At 45.4% G+C, this 17685-nt stretch carries 13 protein-coding genes; 11 read left to right on the top strand and 2 right to left on the bottom strand.

Annotated elements, in window-relative coordinates:
- Positions 1-316: 316 nt before the first annotated feature.
- The 5 genes from QZW47_RS05045 (at position 317) to QZW47_RS05065 (ending at position 4086) form a co-directional block, all read left to right on the top strand.
- On the top strand, positions 317-1876 hold the full coding sequence (locus tag QZW47_RS05045) for a bifunctional aminoglycoside phosphotransferase/ATP-binding protein (RefSeq protein WP_293124661.1): 1560 nt from the start codon (positions 317-319) through the stop codon (positions 1874-1876).
- A gap of 87 nt (positions 1877-1963) precedes the next feature.
- On the top strand, positions 1964-2287 hold the full coding sequence (locus QZW47_RS05050) for a hypothetical protein (protein WP_293124663.1): 324 nt from the start codon (positions 1964-1966) through the stop codon (positions 2285-2287).
- Positions 2288-2816: 529 nt separating this feature from the next.
- Complete coding sequence (locus QZW47_RS05055; RefSeq protein WP_293124665.1) at positions 2817-3611, top strand: YdcF family protein; 795 nt, start codon at positions 2817-2819, stop codon at positions 3609-3611.
- 26 nt (positions 3612-3637) lie between these two features.
- Positions 3638-3766 (top strand): hypothetical protein, encoded by a 129-nt coding sequence (locus tag QZW47_RS05060; RefSeq protein ID WP_293124667.1) that lies wholly within the window; start codon positions 3638-3640, stop codon positions 3764-3766.
- A gap of 86 nt (positions 3767-3852) precedes the next feature.
- Positions 3853-4086 (top strand): hypothetical protein, encoded by a 234-nt coding sequence (locus QZW47_RS05065; RefSeq protein WP_293124669.1) that lies wholly within the window; start codon positions 3853-3855, stop codon positions 4084-4086.
- Between the two features lie 412 nt (positions 4087-4498).
- On the opposite strand, the gene QZW47_RS05070 is transcribed toward QZW47_RS05065, so the two are convergent.
- Positions 4499-4732: a ferredoxin-thioredoxin reductase variable chain gene (locus QZW47_RS05070; RefSeq protein WP_293124671.1), complete on the bottom strand. Its 234-nt coding sequence runs from the start codon at positions 4730-4732 to the stop codon at positions 4499-4501.
- Positions 4733-4977: 245 nt separating this feature from the next.
- Here QZW47_RS05070 and QZW47_RS05075 point away from each other — a divergent pair, with 245 nt between their 5' ends.
- Positions 4978-5103 carry a hypothetical protein gene (locus QZW47_RS05075; RefSeq protein ID WP_293124673.1) on the top strand — a complete coding sequence of 42 codons (126 nt, stop codon included), beginning with the start codon at positions 4978-4980 and terminating at the stop codon, positions 5101-5103.
- Here QZW47_RS05075 and QZW47_RS05080 read toward each other — a convergent pair.
- The gene (locus QZW47_RS05080; RefSeq protein WP_293124675.1) at positions 5100-7895 is read right to left on the bottom strand and encodes a DUF3536 domain-containing protein; all 2796 of its coding nucleotides are present in this window, start codon (positions 7893-7895) and stop codon (positions 5100-5102) included. The two genes, QZW47_RS05075 and QZW47_RS05080, sit on opposite strands and share 4 nt — an antisense overlap.
- Positions 7896-8578: 683 nt before the next feature.
- Between QZW47_RS05080 and QZW47_RS05085 the strand changes: the two genes are divergently transcribed.
- The 5 genes from QZW47_RS05085 to QZW47_RS05105 all read left to right on the top strand — a co-directional run bounded on the left by QZW47_RS05085 (position 8579) and on the right by QZW47_RS05105 (position 17582).
- Positions 8579-9511 (top strand): DUF4007 family protein, encoded by a 933-nt coding sequence (locus QZW47_RS05085; protein ID WP_293124677.1) that lies wholly within the window; start codon positions 8579-8581, stop codon positions 9509-9511.
- Positions 9511-13026, top strand: a complete 3516-nt coding sequence (locus QZW47_RS05090) for a hypothetical protein (RefSeq protein ID WP_293124679.1) — start codon at positions 9511-9513, stop codon at positions 13024-13026. The genes QZW47_RS05085 and QZW47_RS05090 overlap by 1 nt, the downstream gene beginning before the upstream one ends.
- 152 nt (positions 13027-13178) lie before the next feature.
- Positions 13179-13979, top strand: a complete 801-nt coding sequence (locus tag QZW47_RS05095; RefSeq protein WP_293124681.1) for a phosphoadenosine phosphosulfate reductase family protein — start codon at positions 13179-13181, stop codon at positions 13977-13979.
- 83 nt (positions 13980-14062) lie between these two features.
- Complete coding sequence (locus QZW47_RS05100) at positions 14063-16354, top strand: DUF262 domain-containing protein (RefSeq protein WP_293124683.1); 2292 nt, start codon at positions 14063-14065, stop codon at positions 16352-16354.
- Between the two features lie 46 nt (positions 16355-16400).
- Positions 16401-17582, top strand: coding sequence for a cysteine desulfurase family protein (locus tag QZW47_RS05105; protein WP_293124685.1), 1182 nt, complete (start codon positions 16401-16403; stop codon positions 17580-17582).
- The last annotated feature ends 103 nt before the right edge of the window (positions 17583-17685 follow it).

The following is a 17685-nucleotide window of genomic DNA, read 5'->3' on the forward strand; positions in this document are numbered from 1 at the left end:
CGGATACGGCAGTGCCGTGTCCCTACAGGTCAAAGCTTCTAATTTCTTTTTTGTAGTAATATTTGTTACGCTTGGTATAAAATCTACCAATCGCCAATCGCCAATCTAAAAAGCCCCAATCCTCAATCTAAAAATCTCCAATCTAAAATCTCAGATTTAAAATCGATACAGGTCAAAACCTCTAATTTATTTTTTGTAGCAATGTTTTTAAGGCTTGGTATAAAATCTACAAATCCCAATCTCCAATCTCAAAATCCCCAATCCTCAATCTAAAAATCCTCAATCTAAAATCTAAAATCCAAAATATAAAATCGATATGGCTTATCTCCCACCTTTAATTCAGCAGATGTTGGAGCCTGGGTTTTACCCCCACAGCGTCACAAAACCAGTCCAGCTTATTCAGACTCACATTTCCTTTGTCTTGCTGACGGGAGATTATACTTACAAAATCAAGAAACCAGTTGATTTTGGTTTTTTGGACTATTCAACATTGGAAAAACGGCAGCACTTCTGCATTCAAGAATTGGAAATGAACCGACGCACAGCACCGGAAATATATCTCGAAGTTTTGCCAATTGTTCAAAGCGACGATACGTTTCACTTTGGCAGTAATGAACTCGATGTAACTCCGGCAGAACTTGCTGTAGAATATGCACTAAAAATGCGACAGTTTCCTCAAGATTCGCTGTTGCTCAGTTTGTTGGAGCGCGGATTGTTGACCGAGCAAGTTATGGCAAATTTAGGGCGAGAAGTTGCCAACTTTCACAGCACGGCAATTAGCAATAGCTACATTCGTACCTTTGGCGAAGTCGGTCAGATTCGCACAGTAATAAATAACAATTACCGCATTTCGCAAAAGTATATCGGTGGGCCGCAGACTCAGACTCAGTATCAGGAAACCAAAGATTATAGTGATGGGTTTTTTGCGGAAAATCAAGAATTGTTCAATCTGCGGATTGCTAATAATAAAATTCGCGAGTGCCACGGAGATTTGCACTTACGGAACATCGCACTGTGGCAAGATAAAATATTGATATTTGATTGCATTGAATTTAACGAGCCTTTTCGGTTTGTTGATGTCATGTACGATATCGCTTTTACAGTCATGGATTTAGAATCGCGGGGACGCCGAGATTTAGGCAATGTTTTTCTCAATACTTACATCGAACAAACTGGCGATTGGGAAGGATTGCAAGTGCTGCCGCTGTATTTGAGCCGTCAAGCTTATGTGAGAGCAAAAGTAACTTCGTTAATGTTGGACGATAGCTCGGTTTCTACGGCGGAAAAAGCACAGATTTCACAGACTGCCGCTCATTACTATAAACTGGCTTGGGAATACACAAAACTGCGCCCGGGAAAGTTAACTTTGATGTCTGGTTTGTCTGGTTCTGGGAAGAGTACAGCGGCTCGATATTTGGCCCGCCGCACTGGGGCGATTCACATTCGCTCCGATGCTGTTCGCAAACACTTAGGCGGAATTCCATTAAATGAACGCGGCGGGCAAGATTTGTACTCGGATGAGATGACGGCACGGACTTATGGTAGATTGTTAAAGTTGGGCATAATGCTGGCTCAGCGAGGTTGGGATGTGATTTTAGATGCTAAGTTCGATCGCCAAAACTGGAGAACCGATGCAATAAATCAAGCTCAATCCCACGGCTTGTCGCTGCAAATCGTGTACTGCACCGCACCAATGGCAGTATTGCGACAACGACTGCAACAGCGCACGGGCGATATTTCCGACGCGACAGCAGAACTATTGATCTCGCAGCAAGCCGAAGAAGAACCTTTTACAGAATTAGAGCAAATTTATGTAAAGGTTGTAGATACCGCGCCCGACTTAGAGGTACAATTAAACTTGATTTGTGGGGAGTAGTTGCAGTGCGATCGCCCTTGCGAATCTTGATTCTCTGCTAATATTGTCAATATCTTTCTGTATTATTACAAAAACAACTTGCAGCTCATGGCAAAATTTAACGGAGACTCCAAGGGGTTTAACCCCGCGCTGATCTGGTTTGTGTTGTTTACCGTTGGGTTTCGCTTAGTAGGATGTATACTGCCCATAAGTATTGGCCTTGGTGTCCTTGGTGGTGTGGCCGCAGGTTTAATGGTCGCTTGGTGGCACAACGAACTACTACTCAACCCGAATACACGTTCCAAGGAGAAAACCTCGGATGCTATCCTCAATAAAGAAGTCGTGGAAGTAGACGGCCATAAATATAAAACCTCCCGGCGTGAAGCTACTTCACTGTTTGACTGGCTGTCAGAACCCGAAGATCGCCGCTAGCACGAAAAACTTTTTTTATTATTGAGTTTTGAGCTTTAATTTTAACATTGTAAAATTCAAAACTCAATCATAAAAATTAAACTTTTAGGTCAAGATAATTACTATCCCTGGTACTCCTAAGCTTGCCTATATTGAAATTATCTGCTTTGAATATGCGGTTCTTGTATTAATAAAATATTGGTAATAAGTCTACTAATCACCAATTACCAACTATATCATTTCCGGTAGATTACCGTAAAAAAACAGTTTGTAGTGCGGAATTTATTCCGCTCTCAGGCTGCGGACTAAAGTCCGCACTACGAACCAATCAGTTTGTAGTACGGACTTTAGTCCGGTCTCATGCTGCGGACTAAAGTCCGCACTACGAACCACTCAGTTTGTAGTGCGGACTTTAGTCCGCTCTCATGCTGCGGACTAAAGTCCGCACTACGAACCAGTCTTACTGCTGTTAATTTATATGACGCAATATTACCAATTCCCAATTCCCGATTACCATTACCGCTAACTAGCAATTTGCATTACTTGCTGAATGTTTCTATTTCTGTCTAAACTTCTGCCGCTGTTGATTTATCCTTTGGGGTTGAGTTGCTTGTTGATGATGGCGGCTTTAATCACCCTTTGGAAACGTCCCAAATGGGCGGCGGCGCCAATGGCTGGGGCTCTAATTATTTTACTGCTTGGAAGTACCGGTTGGGTGTCGAAATCGTTAGTTCGATCGCTCGAATGGCAAAATATACCAACCGCCGAACTTCCCCAAGCATCCGCGATTGTTGTCTTGGGCGGCGGTGTCAAAGCCGCGCTAGCGCCCCGTCCTTGGGTAGAATTGGGCGAAGCGGGCGATCGTATAATATACGCTTCCCGACTTTACCGTCAAGGCAAAGCTCCCCTGTTAGTTCTGACTGGCGGTAGAGTAGATTGGAAAGGCGGGGGCTCTCCCGAATCGGCAGATATGGCAGAAATTGCCCAAACAATGGGCGTACCGGCATCAGCAATTCTGCAAGATCCCGATTCCCACAACACCTATCAAAATGCCGTCAACGTGCGGAAAATATTAGACGCTCAAGGTATACAAAACCAGGTTTTGCTAGTGACATCGGCGATGCACATGACTCGATCCCTCTTAATTTTTCAGCGTCAGGGAATCAAAGTAATTGCAGCACCAACCGACTTTCAGATAACGCAGCAGGATATCGCCACCTCTCAAAACAATGGTCAAGCATTCGCCTTAGATTTATTGCCGGATACCTATTATCTACACCAGTCCACTAAAGCTTTGAAAGAATACATCGGCTTAATGGTGTATCGCCTGCGCGGATGGCTTTAAGAGATTTTAGATTTTAGATTTGGGATTTGGGATTTGGGATTGAATATCTTAAGTTAAGAAGGAAGTTCGGCCGCCCTTGCAATGTGCGGGATGTAGCGGATGTAACGGATGCAACAATTCCCACTGACAACTGTCAACTGTCAACTATCCACTGACAACTGTCAACTGTCAACTGTCAACTGCTATATGTTAGCTTAAAGTCATTACAGCCAATATTTGCCACAGTCGCCCCCAAACAATCATGTTGCCCCACGAGTTGCAAAACGTTGTCCCAGAATCGACCCCAGCAGCCGAAATTTTCCAACAAAACCAAATTGTTCGCGAGTTTTACGGCGAAATTAAGTACCGTCAAGAATTAGAACGTCACTGTCAGTGGTACTACGCTACAGCCAAGCAGCACCAGCAGGAATTGCAGAAAATGCAGGGAGACTTCAACCTTTTCGGTTGGTTCTGCCGCCGACGGTCGAACAATTAAGCATTAAACAAAAAAAGATGGTTTGTAGTAAGGACTTTAGTCCGGCCGCTGGTTAAAAGCCTGAGAAAAAACTGAATTCCTCACTACAAACTCTTTGATAGTTATGTTACCGGATTTGATATTAGTTGCCAAAAGCAATGCAACTGTAGGAAATCTCCAAACCCTTATCTCATCAGTCATATCATGTCCGGTCTATTACTATAACAATGAAAGTTCGTAGTGCGGTCTATTGACCGCATAATGCTGCGGACTTTCGGGCGCACTACGAACCTATCTTATTGCGGTCTATTGAACGGACATGATATCATTCCCAATCTCAAATCTCAAACTTGTTCGCTCGCGAAGTCGAAGAATCTAAAATCTAAAATGCTATGAGATTATCTTTGGGTTCCGGCTGCAAGTTTTGAGAGTGCTAGACTTCCGAAGATATCAATTCGACTTCATCTTCTTTGAAGTGAGCTCGAAATTTTTTGTCAAACTGAACTAGAACCGGCCAATTAGCACTGACAGGTCTGCCGTGCCATTCGTGAACGATCGCCACGACTTCTCCTTCCATACCCTTAATATCAAATGGTTGACTGCGATTTTGAGGGTGGTGGTAGACAACAACAGAGTTTTTAATGCAAACGCGATCGCCAATTTTCATAGCTAAAAATTTAGTGTTCTCTCTTCAAAGCTCTACAAAGCCTGCAAGTGGATAACACCTGCCGGCTTTGGGGACAGTCTTTTCATCTTCCCACAGAAGTAGAGCGAAAACTCATAGGACTTATGCACGGGTGGCAAGAAACCGGGTTTTTTACGAAAATCCTTCGCGGTAGTCGGCAATCAGGGTAAAAAACCCGGTTTCTTCGGTCTCCGCGCGTCCATAACTGACTCCAAGAAAATTGGCGGTTGTCTGTCGGTACTTCGATCGCCCGTCCGCCTGAATGCCGATCGACTATCCCTCGATCCCCACAGCCCGATCGGCATTTAAACCCATCGGGCAACTTCTCAACTGCCGGAATTGATGCAGGCTAATCGACTAGCGATCGGCTTAACTGATGTAACCAACACTCAACATCAACGGCCAAGGTTTGACCCAACTCCAGCAACTGCCGGATCGAAGGCAACTCCCAGCCGCCATCAGAAGGCGCGATACCCAAGGCAACGGGAACCACCGCACTTTCCCCCGCCGAGGCATCTTTTCGTTGCAGCCAGCCCAAACACAGAGGCACAATTTGACTGTACAGAGAATCGAAATACAGTTCCTGCGATTTGTCCAAACACAAACCCAGACTCAGCCGATCGCCCACAGCAATCAAACGCTCGATGTAGCGGATATCAGCTTCCAACTCCAGAGGCGATCGTTGATCCGTGCCCGATCCTGCTTGCAGTAGTGTGTCTAGCGATCGCCAAACCAGCCGTTCCAAAATTTGCTTGACTTCAGGAACATTCAAGTGGCTGCGGAGGTGGCCGGCTTCAGTGGCGAGATCCTCAATTTCCGCCAGCAGCGACTCCGCGTCTTCGGTTTCCAATTCCAAAGCCTTGGCCGCCGTCAAACAGCGGTGTCCCAAAGCCACCTCAGCAGCCACCTGTAACTCTACCGGCACCTGCAAGTCGTCGCGGTGGAAAGCCATCATCACCCCGTAATTTTCCCGATAAACCTGAGTGTAAAGCTGATCCAAGCGAGTCAAATTTTCTTGACTCAGCAACTGCACGATGCGGTGGCGTTCCTCAGCAAATAAATCTCGCAAGCTAAAGGACTGATCCCCAAACAACCGCACCATTTCCAGAATCGCGTGGGCCGCCGAAGCTTCTTGCAGAACTCCAAACAACCGTTCTTTGAGCATTGTATAAGACCGGCGGCTGCCAAAAGGCTGAATGCAGCAGTGGAAGTCCCAGCCCCCGAGGTGGAACGCAGCAAACACAAACACCTCTGTTTCCCGGGTAATTTCCGAGGTTAACTGCAATTGACCCACAGCCAGAGTCATCGAACCCATACGCTGAATTTGGAAATCTTCTTGCTGGGCCTGATAGCAGTAAACTCGCTGTTCGCGGGGATATTTGGCAAACAGAGCACTAATCGCGTAGTGGGCGGCTACTTGTTTGAGACTAACTTGGGCTGTTGTCACCAGTTGGCGGTAAACTTCCGCCCCTGTTTTGAAACAGTCAACGTTGCTGGGTATGAGGGCGAGTCGATCGATAAAATCCTTTTCTAGCTGGATTCCGGCAACTTCCCCAGCCAATTCCAGCGCCCGGGCCGCGTAGCGCAGAATTTGCACGCCTTCGGGGCGAGAGACTTCCTCAAAAAACCAGCCGCAGCTAGTGAACATTAACAAAGTGTGGCGCTGCATTTCCAGCAGGCGCAGGGCGTCTACCTGTTCGGCGGCGTCGAGTTCGTGACTTTGATGGCGATCGAGAAAACGGTCAACGTTAGCGGGCGATCGATCGCGAATCACATCAATATATTCATCTCTCGCCTTCCAGGGATCGCGAAACAGCTTGCGTCCCGATTCCTCATAAATCGGAATCAGTCGATCGCGCAGCCAATTTAAAGTATCCCGCAAAGGTCTGCGCCACAGGAGATGCCATCCACCGCCACCACCGCACCCACAATCATCTTGCCAGCGATCGACCCCGTGCGAGCAACTCCAAGCCGTCACCGGTTTGAGTTCCACTTCCCAAGTGCTGGGATTTTGGCTTAAATAATGAGCATAATTCGTCACCGTCCAGCCCCGACGGGGAAACTCTTCTGTGAAGGCGTAGGCGAGACATTTTTCGGTACTGTTTTTGTGGTGGCCGAAAGTTTCGCCGTCTGTCGCCACGGAGATTAATTGAGCCGGTCTGTGGTCTCCCCGCACGGCTTGACCCAAGCGCCCCGCCAAGTGGTTGCTGTTGCTGAGAACGTCGTTGAAACCCATATCTCGGGAGATCGGGCCGTCGTAGAAAAAGATATTGATGTAGGGAGTGTTAGAACTTGGGGCTGGAGAATGAAGGCCGTGTCCGCGCCCCAAGTAGTGAGAGCTCAGCGGCGAAAGTTGGTTGGAAACCATCAACCGCATTTCCGGCTTCAAATAGCAGCGGTACGGGCGAGTCGGATCGATTTGACCGCCGCCGACTTCGTGCCATTCTCGATCTGTTGCTTGTTGGTCTTCTTGGTTTTGCCCGATTAGCGGGCGGCAGCGTTCTGCTTGGGAGGGGGCTAAGACTATGAAACGGATGCCTTCAGCAGCCAAAACTTCCAGGGTGGCGTAGTCTACGGCGGTTTCGGCGAGCCACATTCCCTCAGGATTGCGATCGAATCTAGAGCGAAAATCTGCGATCCCCCAGCGAATTTGGGTGTACTTGTCTCGCTCGTTCGCCAGCGGCATGATGATGTGATTGTACACTTGGGCGATCGCATTACCGTGACCATTGAGGCGCTGACAGCTTTTGCGATCGGCTTCCAGAATCCGCTGGTAAACTTCCGGATCGTAGCGTTCCAGCCAACTCATCAAAGTCGGGCCGATGTTAAAGCTGAGATACTCATAGTTATTGACGATCCCCGTAACTTCCCCGCGATCGTTTAGTATGCGCGCAAAGGCGTTCGGGCGGTAGCATTCGTTGTCAATGCGTTCGTTCCAGTCGTGGAAGGGAGAGGCGCTGGCTTGGCGCTCGATCGCGTCCAGGTAAGGGTTTTCTCGCGGTGGCTGGTAAAAGTGACCGTGAACTGTGATGCACACTCCCGTTGCAGTTGCAGTTGCAGTAGCCGCGCTGCTTTGGCTTGCAGCCGTCAAGCTGGGCGCGGATACAGAGAGTACATTGGACTGAGTTTTAGAAATCGAAACCATGCGATCGAATCCTCAAGTAGTTAAAAACAAGAAAACCAGCCTAATCTGGAACTGAAACCTTACGCAGCATGGGTTTCAGTTAGGCATCTGTAGGTGCTAAATTTTGGCAGAAAAATTTTGATTCATTTGTTGTATTGCCAGCAAAGCATTCGTTGCAATGTATCAACCATCGATCCCTGAGTTTTTCTGCCAATGCTTTGCTGTTCAAAGAGTTAAAAAAGGTAGCTGTTGCTGCTTTCTGGCACTTGCAACCTATTTCAGGCTAGTGCTTGCAGGGCTGCTGCTTAAGAGTTTTGATTTACATTGCTGGATCTTAAAGTCTTCTTCATTAAATAGCAACTTTTCCCCGGAAAAATTTAATCTTTGGCGATCGACAACCGGGCAATTGTGCGGTTGAATCTTAGGACAGGGCGAAAGGCTCGGGGGTGCGATCGGCTCAAAACTCCAGGGAATAAAGATCGCTCCTGTTCTCCATTATTGTTGGGAAGATGATTTCGGGACTCTCGATCGACACCTTAGCAATCAAGCGTGGCGAATCTTGGAAAAAGTTACTTGGGAATAAATTCTGGTGTAACTTATTGGGTTCAAAGAAGAGTGTCTAAATCTGTTTGAGTTGGAGACTGTTGGAACGCATAGCTCGCTACGTTCTACAATAGCTTTACTTAGCCTAGAAACAGCAATTCATGCCGAAACAACTCAATATCATAGAAAATACTATTAGTCAAGTAACTTCTGTAAATCTCACCTTCGCCCGCCACGAGACATTTCACCCTCGGTTTGGCTGGCTTAAAAAGGGCTTTGATTTGGCCCGACGAGATTCAGAAATTTTTTTGCGGGATGATGCACCTGTACGTTTGGGCGTTGGCAAGAATATGGTTCGCTCAATTCGTTACTGGTGTTCTGCTTTCAAAATACTGGAAAATGATACTCCCTCCGATTTTGGCAACAAGCTTTTGGCCGATGGCGGATGGGATGAGTTTCTAGAAGATCCAGCCTCTCTGTGGCTGCTGCATTGGAACTTACTCAAACCAACTTGTGAAGCGGCGGCTTGGTATTTTACGTTTCATGTTTTTCGTCAGGCTGAATTTTCAGCAGAAGATTTACATGAGGCACTTTGCAAATATAGGGATAGTCTGGGAAGTCGCATTGTCGATGCTTCGCTGCAAAAAGATATTAGCTGCATTATGCGAATGTATGTCGAACAAGGTTCTAAAACAGGTGCCAGCGAGGATTCCATAGACTGTCCTTTTACAGAGTTAGGAATTATTCAGACACTAGGAAACTCAAAGCGCTATGCGTTTCAAATCGGTTTAAAAGCTAACCTACCTGCTGAAATAATAGTTGCCGCTTGTTTGGAATTTGCTGCGTCTAAGGGAAACCACAAAACGATATCTATCTCCAGTCTCACGTTCGATGCCGGCAGTCCGGGTTTAGCGTTTAAGCTGAATGAAAGCGCTATTTGTGGCGCGATCGAACAAGTAGAGCGATCTTTAGACAATATCAAACTATCGGACTCGGCTGGATTAATTCAATTTTCCTTTACAAGGGATGCAAACGATCTGGCGCAGGATATCCTAGACAAGTATTTCAGTAGCAGACGCAGTGGGAAAAAGTAATGAAACGACCGCTATCTCAATATTTCAGCCTCAACCGCCGCTATTCTCGATCGATTAATTTAGAGCGGGATTTAGAGCGGGTTGAAGCGTTGGTGGGATATGTCCCCACAGAAAAATCAGTTGATACTCTCAGACGGATTTTAGCGGGATTTACTGATTCTCAAGCTAACCGTGCTTGGACTTTGACGAGTGTTTACGGTACGGGGAAATCAGCTTTTGCTCACTATTTAGTTTCTGCGTGTGCGCCAGAGAACAACCAAATGCGATCGCAGGCTTTAGAGATTGCTGAAACTGCTTTCGGTGCGGATAGTGCTGAGTGCTGTAATTTGAAAACAGCGATACCAAAACAGGGTTTATTTCGCGCCGTTGCGACAGCACAGCGAGAACCGATTAGCAATACAATTATCCGTGCCCTGGCACGAGGCGCCAGGTTGTTTTGGCCTGCGTCCTCCCAGCGATCAAAAATTCCCATTGCTCGCAAACTTCTAGATTTAGAAACAGAAATTGATGCTGGAGAAACAGCAGACAGCCGAGAAATTCCTAAGTTAGTTCTGGAAGTTGCCCGCGCTGCAAAAACCGATGTTTTTTTAATTATTGACGAACTGGGGAAAAATCTAGAATTTGCAGCTTACAATGCAGGAGCAGAAGATTTATATCTATTGCAACAGTTAACTGAAATAAGTAGAGATGAGAAGTATTCAGTTTATTTGCTGGGTATATTGCACCAGGCTTTTACAGAATACGGTCACAGATTAGCAGCCGTCCAGCGCAATGAATGGGCGAAGATTCAGGGACGGTTTGAGGATATTCCGTTTATTGAGTCTGCTGGGCAGATGGTTCGGTTAATCGGTCAGGCGATCGATCACTCTGAAGCAGAAAATCTTCAGAGTGTAATTTCTAATCAATCGCAAGAATGGTTTGAGAAACTAGAAAGTATTGCTACATCTGAAGAACTGAAATCTGAAGATTTAGCGAAGGTTTATCCCTTACATCCACTAGCGGCGCTGGTGTTGCCGATGTTATGCGCCAAGTACGGACAAAACGATCGCTCGCTGTTTACGTTTCTCACCAGTTCCGAACCCTATTCGTTTCACAATTTTTTGGATGAGGAAACGGCGAGCGAACAAATGCCAGCAACGCTGAAATTGGATCGCGTTTATGACTATTTTGTTGAAGCCGCAAGCATGGGTTTTGGGTCGAGACCTAATTTACAGCGGTGGGTGGAGATTCAGAATTTAATTGCCGATGCCAGACATCTTGATGAGGATTTCGTCCGGGTTTTGAAAACCATCGGTACGTTAAATTTAGTGACTGCAACTGGCGCGGTTAAGGCAACCCCTGAAATGGTAACGCTGGCATTGTGCGATTCACCAAATGACGATTTGCAGCGGCAAAAATGGGATGATATTATCGATCGCTTGTTAAGCCGGAATACGATTACCCACCGTCGATTATGGGATGAACTTCGACTTTGGGAAGGCTCTGACTTTAATGTGGATGCTGAAGTGGCGGCGTTAACAGAGCAAGAGCGATCGTCTCTGGTCAATCTATTATCTGAAACTTACCCGCTAAAACCTTTGGTGGCCCAACGGCATAGCTATAAAACAGGGACATTGAGATATTTTGAGCGCAGGTATGTTGATGCCTCAGAAAATTTAGCGAAGTTGCGGTGCAATAGTAATGATGCTGATGGGTTAATTGCTTGTTGGTTGGATGAAAAACTGCCGATCGAAACTCCAACGCAAACAGCCGAGGGCAAACCCTTGATTGTTTTGTGTGCAACAAAATTGGGCGTACTGCGCATCCAGGCGCTAGAATTTGCCGCACTTGAAAAAATCCAGAAAAATGCCGCTCAACTGCAAACAGATGCGGTTGCGAGGCGGGAAGTGCAGTATCGACTATTCCATACCAAACGTTTGCTAGATGAAAGTTTGAGCCAAGCCTTCGATCTAGATGTCAATCGAAATCCCTGCTGGATTCAGGGAAAACGGGAAACTATTCTTCACGCTACAGAATTTAACGCGCAACTGTCGGCAGTTTGCGATCGGGTTTATCACAAAACTCCTATTCTGTGGAACGAATTAATCAATCGTCGTGAACTTACGAATCAAGGCGCTAAGGCGAGACGGGAACTGATTGAGGCGATGTTAGAACGTTCCGATCGCGAAAAACTCGGATTGGATGGGTACAGTCCCGAAGTCGCGATGTATTACTCCTTGTTGGGGGAGACAAAAATTCACCGACAAGAGGAAGAAGATTGGGGATTTTACCCCCCTCAACAAGGATCGGATTTGTGGAGTGTTTGGCAGGCGATCGAGGATTTCTGTTTTCAGGCAAAGGAAGAACAACAAAGTTTAGATAAACTTTACCGGCATTTAGCAGCACCTCCCTATGGAGTCAAGCAAGGTGCGATTCCGGTACTCCTAACGGCTGTTTTGCTGTACCGCGTTGATGATGTAGCGGTTTATAAAAATGGAACATTTATCCCGATTTTGGGAGCCGAACATTTTGAACTGCTGGTTAAAGATCCTGCGCGTTTTTCGGTCAAGTATTTTGAAATTGTGGGAGTGCGATCGCAAGTCTTTAAGGAACTCGAAAATGTTTTGAAATCTCCCAATTCCCGGATGCCTGCGGGATTGAGGAATGTGACGGTGCTGGCGGTAGCAAAGCCTCTATTTCACTTTGTGAAAAAGCTTCCCGCCTACACGCTCAAAACTAAGCATCTCAGTCTTGAAGCACAAGGGGTTTTGAGAACTTTAAAGGAAGCGCAGGAACCCGATGAACTGTTGTTTGTATCGCTACCTAAAGCTTGTGGGTTGTCGCCTATCGGTACCGGTGAGGCTGATGATGGGACGACAGCAAAAACGCTGCGCAAGAAGCTGGTACAAGCGCTGTACGAACTTCAGACAGCCTGCGATCGCTTGCTGAGTGATTGTCAGTCGCGCCTGCACGACGCCTTTGGAGTGAGCCCAAATGAAGACAAGCTGCGGGAAGATTTGCGGGTGCGATCGAGCCGTCTCGCGGGACAATGCGTCGAACGAATGCTGAGGAGTTTCACTTTAGCAGCAACTGATGAAGCGAAGACAGATGAAAAGTGGCTGCAAGCTTTAGTCATGATTGTGGCGGATAAGCCTGCTGAGTCTTGGACGGACGATGATGTTACTCGATTTGAACTCAATCTCTCCGATTTGGCTAGGCGGTTCAAGAACCTGGAAGCTTTGCGGGCGGAAGTTGATGCTAAAGGTGGGGGTTTTGATGTGCGTAGAATCACAATCACCCGGCCAGACGGTCAAGAAATAAATCAAATTGTGGGAATTGACCGCGAGTGCGAAGACACTATTGAGGAACTGGTGGAAAAAGTTCTGGAAATTCTGCCCGATAACACTCAACTGCGGCACGCTGTGATTGCTAAACTGACTGAAAGGGTTTTGGATTTAGCAAACACCGACAATATTGCTCAAATTCGGGAAAAGCGTCAAGATGGAGAGTATGGGCAAACCACAGGCAGTGCCTGAGTGCTAAAATATTTTTCACATTAGCTGGACTTACGCACCTACTCTATAATGTAGGGTGCGCAGTGCGCACTTTACCACTTACCTCTATAGATAGTGTGTCAAGCCACTTTTTGCGTAAGTCCTGATTCAGAAACAACGTCAACGGTCAAAACATGACGACAAAACAAGTCAGGCACATTCTCGGTTTATCGGGAGGCAAGGATAGCACTGCTTTGGCAGTGCTGCTCCATAAGGAGATTCCGCAGATGGAATATTTTTTCTGCGACACTCACAAAGAACTGCCAGAGACATATGAGTACCTGGAGCGAATCAAGGTTCGCTTAGGCATAGAGATTCATTATCTCGAAGCGGAACGGGGATTCGATCACTGGATGGAGGTTTATGGTGGTGTGCTTCCGTCACCTAAAATGCGTTGGTGTACTAATTTCATGAAGATCCGACCGTTGGAAAAATTTGTTGGGGATGATGAAGCTATTACCTACATTGGTATTCGAGCTGATGAAAATCGTGAGGGATACATTTCTACCAAGCTTAATATCCAACCTGTATTTCCGTTCAAAGAAAGAAAAATGCTTAAAGGAGACATTATCCGTTTGCTCGAAGATAGCGGAATCGGACTACCGGACTACTATCGCTGGCGCAGTCGGTCTGGTTGTTTCTTCTGTTTTTTTCAGCGCAAATATGAATGGATTATGCTTGCGGAAGAGCATCCAAATCTATTTGATGAGGCTGTTAAGTACGAGCAAGAACATAAAGATGGAAGAACTTACACGTGGACAGAAGGTGAAACACTCTTAGAACTCCTTGAACGTAAGAATGCAATTATCGAGCAACATCAAAAAGCAATGGCTAGAGAAAAAAAAAGCTATCCAACGCGATCGCTAGGTGAAGCATTGGAGTCTGTTTTGGATGAAGAGGATGATGTTTCTCCTTGCTTGGCTTGTCATTTGTAAATTGTGTATAAGTTAAAGACAAATTTACAAAACATCTTAATCTTTATAAAATAATAGCTGTCAATTTTATATAAGGAGTACAAATGAGCGTTGAGATATCACAGGCTTTTGCCACTTCAAGCGAAACTATATCAGATTTCTTTCAACGACCCGGAGTCGGATACTACATTCCTTTGTATCAACGACCTTATAGCTGGGATACAGAAAATATCGAGCAGTTAATAGCCGATATTAGTAGTGGGGTTGATGCTCTTATTGAAGATGAAAATAATATACGCTTTCTTGGTACAGTCATTCTGGTCAAAGAATCTAATCCAATTGTCAATATTAATCCACAAGATAGGAAAGCACTACCAACACGAATCGACAACGTAATCGATGGACAGCAGAGAATTTCAACAATTGCTTTGCTAGCTTGCCTCCTCTACCAAAGATTGTATGAAATAAGAGGAAAATTGCCTAAAGATAGCAATTACGAGGGTTTGAGGGAAGCAGTAAATGACTATTTAGCAACTCTTATAGAATTATTTTCATTTGATCTTAGACGTGGTTCCCCGTCTCGCAAGCCAATTATTATCCGCGGAGCTGTTGATGGGTGGACATTTGATGGAGATGACAACAAATATCCATCTGAAGTTTCATCTTTTTTGGCATCTTTTATCCGTGCTGTTAACAACAAATCAACATTTCCTCAGATCCCCAAAAGCTCTTTAGTAGGTAGAAATTTAACCAAAATGAATTCATTGTTAAATAATGTAGAAAAAGCATATGATTCTAATTCAAACAATGAAAATTTCCCGCCTGCTTGGGAAATAATAAAAGGAATGAAGCAAGTAGAACTATGGAGCTATGAGCGAGATGAATTGGTAGAAATAGTCAATAATCGTAGCAACCCGCTATCTGTAAATGACAAACGAGTATGTTCCCTAGTTCAATTGTTTGCATTTTGTCATTACCTGCTTCAACGTTGCTGTTTTACACTGAATGAGCCAGTATCAGAGGATTGGGCATTTGATATGTTTCAATCACTTAATGCAACAGGAACTCCTTTAACTGCACTAGAGACATTCAAGCCATTGGTCGTTAATAGTATTAATTCACCAGCAGGTAGAAACATTGATCAAAAATTTAAAGGTTCAAAATCGGAAAAGTATTTCAATATGGTAGAAAAGTTGCTGGCTCCTTTATCAAGTGCATCTAGTAAGAATAAGCTGACAAACGATTATCTTACACTATTTGCATTAACACAAGATGCCACAAAGCTATCGACACATTTCAGCGCACAAAGAAAGTGGTTAACTGAAACTTATAACAAATTTGAAGATATCGAAGAGCGAGAAGAATTCATCCAGAGGATGAGTAATGTAGCAACTTATTGGGAGAAAGTTCGCAAGTTTGATCCCAACAAACAGGTTCTTATACCTGGGACAGAAGACGCACCCGATCCATATAGAAAGGAGGCTGCGCTCTGTGTCTTGTACCTTCAAAGTGCCGGGCACAAAATGGCAAACACGATCCTGAGTCGTTTCTACTCTCTTGTTATACGCGAGCAACCACAAGCACACACTGATTTTGTTTGTGCTTCCAAGGCAGTAGCAGCATTCTTCACACTTTGGCGAGCTGCTTTACCGAATGCAGGTCTTGACGAAGTATATAGGAAGTTACTTCGCGAAAAAATGTCATGGAAACGAGGAAACTCTCAACTAACTGTTCAAGAACTCAAGAAATATTTCACGGATGTACTCAAAGATAAAGACATAGGAACGAAAGAAGAATGGAAGAAGAAGGCAACACAGTATCTGAGATATAATGAGGCGAAAGCTGTTTGCAAGTTTGCTCTATTCATCACATCACACGACACTATTTCAGATCAAATAAATCCAGGTATGATGAAAATTGGCACATCAGGGTCGTCTCCATCATATTTGGAACCAACGAAATGGGTTTCTGAAGATTTTAAGAGCATTGAACACGTAGCACCTCAAAAACCGAAACTCCCATCATCAGGCGCTGATTGGGACACAGCTCTGTATGAGAATGATGATTACGAGCAAATCGGAAACCTGCTCCTTCTCCCTACACAAATTAATAGTTCTGCGAGTAACAAAGCGTGGATTGAAAAATGGATTTATTATCGGCATTTAGCAGAAACAGATCCTGATAATTTGGCTTGCTTAAGAAAGCAAGCAGAGGAGAACGGGGTTGATTTGAATGACCAAACAATTGATTTATTGAAAAAAACGCAACACAAGCATCACATCATACCTATCGTACAACTCGGAGCGACAGGGCAGTGGAATAAATCTTTTGTAGAAAAAAGAACTGAGCGTATATGCGACATCCTCTGGGAGCGCATCTATGAGTGGCTAGCTTAAGGATAAATGACTACCAACTTCCTTTAAAGTAATTCTGATGTTGCTGATGTCTGTTGTTCAGAGGGAATCTCATCCCATATATTTCGACTACCACTCGACAACTCCAGTCGATCGCCGAGTTGCCGATCGCATCCACCGCTGCATGATTGAAGAATTGGGCAACGCCAGCAGCACGGATCATGAGTGGGGCGATCGCGCCTTATCAGCCGTCAAAGAGGCCGCTAAACAAGTGGCCGATTTAGTTGGATCTTCACCCAGAGAAATCCTTTGGACATCGGGTGCAACCGAAAGCATTAACTTAGCAATTCAAGGCAGTCTGTCTCCCAATCCCCGACAACCTCACCGGATTGCACTGCTGCCGATCGAACACAAAGCCATTCTCGACACCTGCCAAATCCTAGAAAAACGCGGTTGGGCAAAACTAATTTACCTCCAAGTAGATTCTAGAGGAAGAGTCAATCTCAACCATCTAGAACAAGTTTGCGCCCAGGGACTATCCTTGATTTGCGTAATGGCAGCCAACAACGAGATTGGGAATATTTATCCAATAGGGGCGATCGGCCAGATTGCTCAACGTTACAGCATTCCCTTTCTGTGTGATGCATCTCAAGCTGTAGGAAAAATCCCAATAAACTTTGAAGAGTGGGGAATCACTTACCTAGCAATTTCCGCACACAAATTCTACGGCCCTAAAGGTTGCGGTGTGTTAGTTGTCAGGAAAAAACATCATCTAGAGCCAATTATTTTCGGCGGCAACCATCAGAAAGGCATGAGATCTGGAACTCTCAACGTTCCCGGTATAGTTGGCTTGGGGGAAGCCTGCCGCCTGCGGCAATTGGAAATGAAAGAAGATGAAAATGCGATCGCCACCAAGCGAGACAAACTCCAAAATCTGCTAATTGAAAAAATTCCCGGCTTAATCATCAACGGAGACACTAACTCCCGACTTGCAGGAAATCTCCACATCTCAATCCCCGGTATTCCTAACAGCGCAGTAATTGCCAGAATCCGCACTCAACTAGCCATATCTACTGGTGCTGCTTGCTCGTCGGGTGTAGAGGCACCTTCCCACGTACTTCGAGCGTTAGGATTGCCTGAAAGCGCGATCGAAGGGGCTTTACGCATTGGAATTGGCAAATTTACCACCGATGCAGAGATCGATCTATCGGCAGAAATTCTCTCAACTGTCATTAGCCAAATTCGCCAAATTATGTGTCTTCAGGTTTAAGATCGTATTCGGTTAAACTGAGACCTTGCACCATTCTCAACCAGCGAATGAGAAACCCGGTTTCTGCCGTTTATCGGAGGTTTGTAGTGAGGACTTTAGGTTA

The organism is Microcoleus sp. bin38.metabat.b11b12b14.051 (assembly GCF_013299165.1).
GTDB lineage: Bacteria > Cyanobacteriota > Cyanobacteriia > Cyanobacteriales > Microcoleaceae > Microcoleus.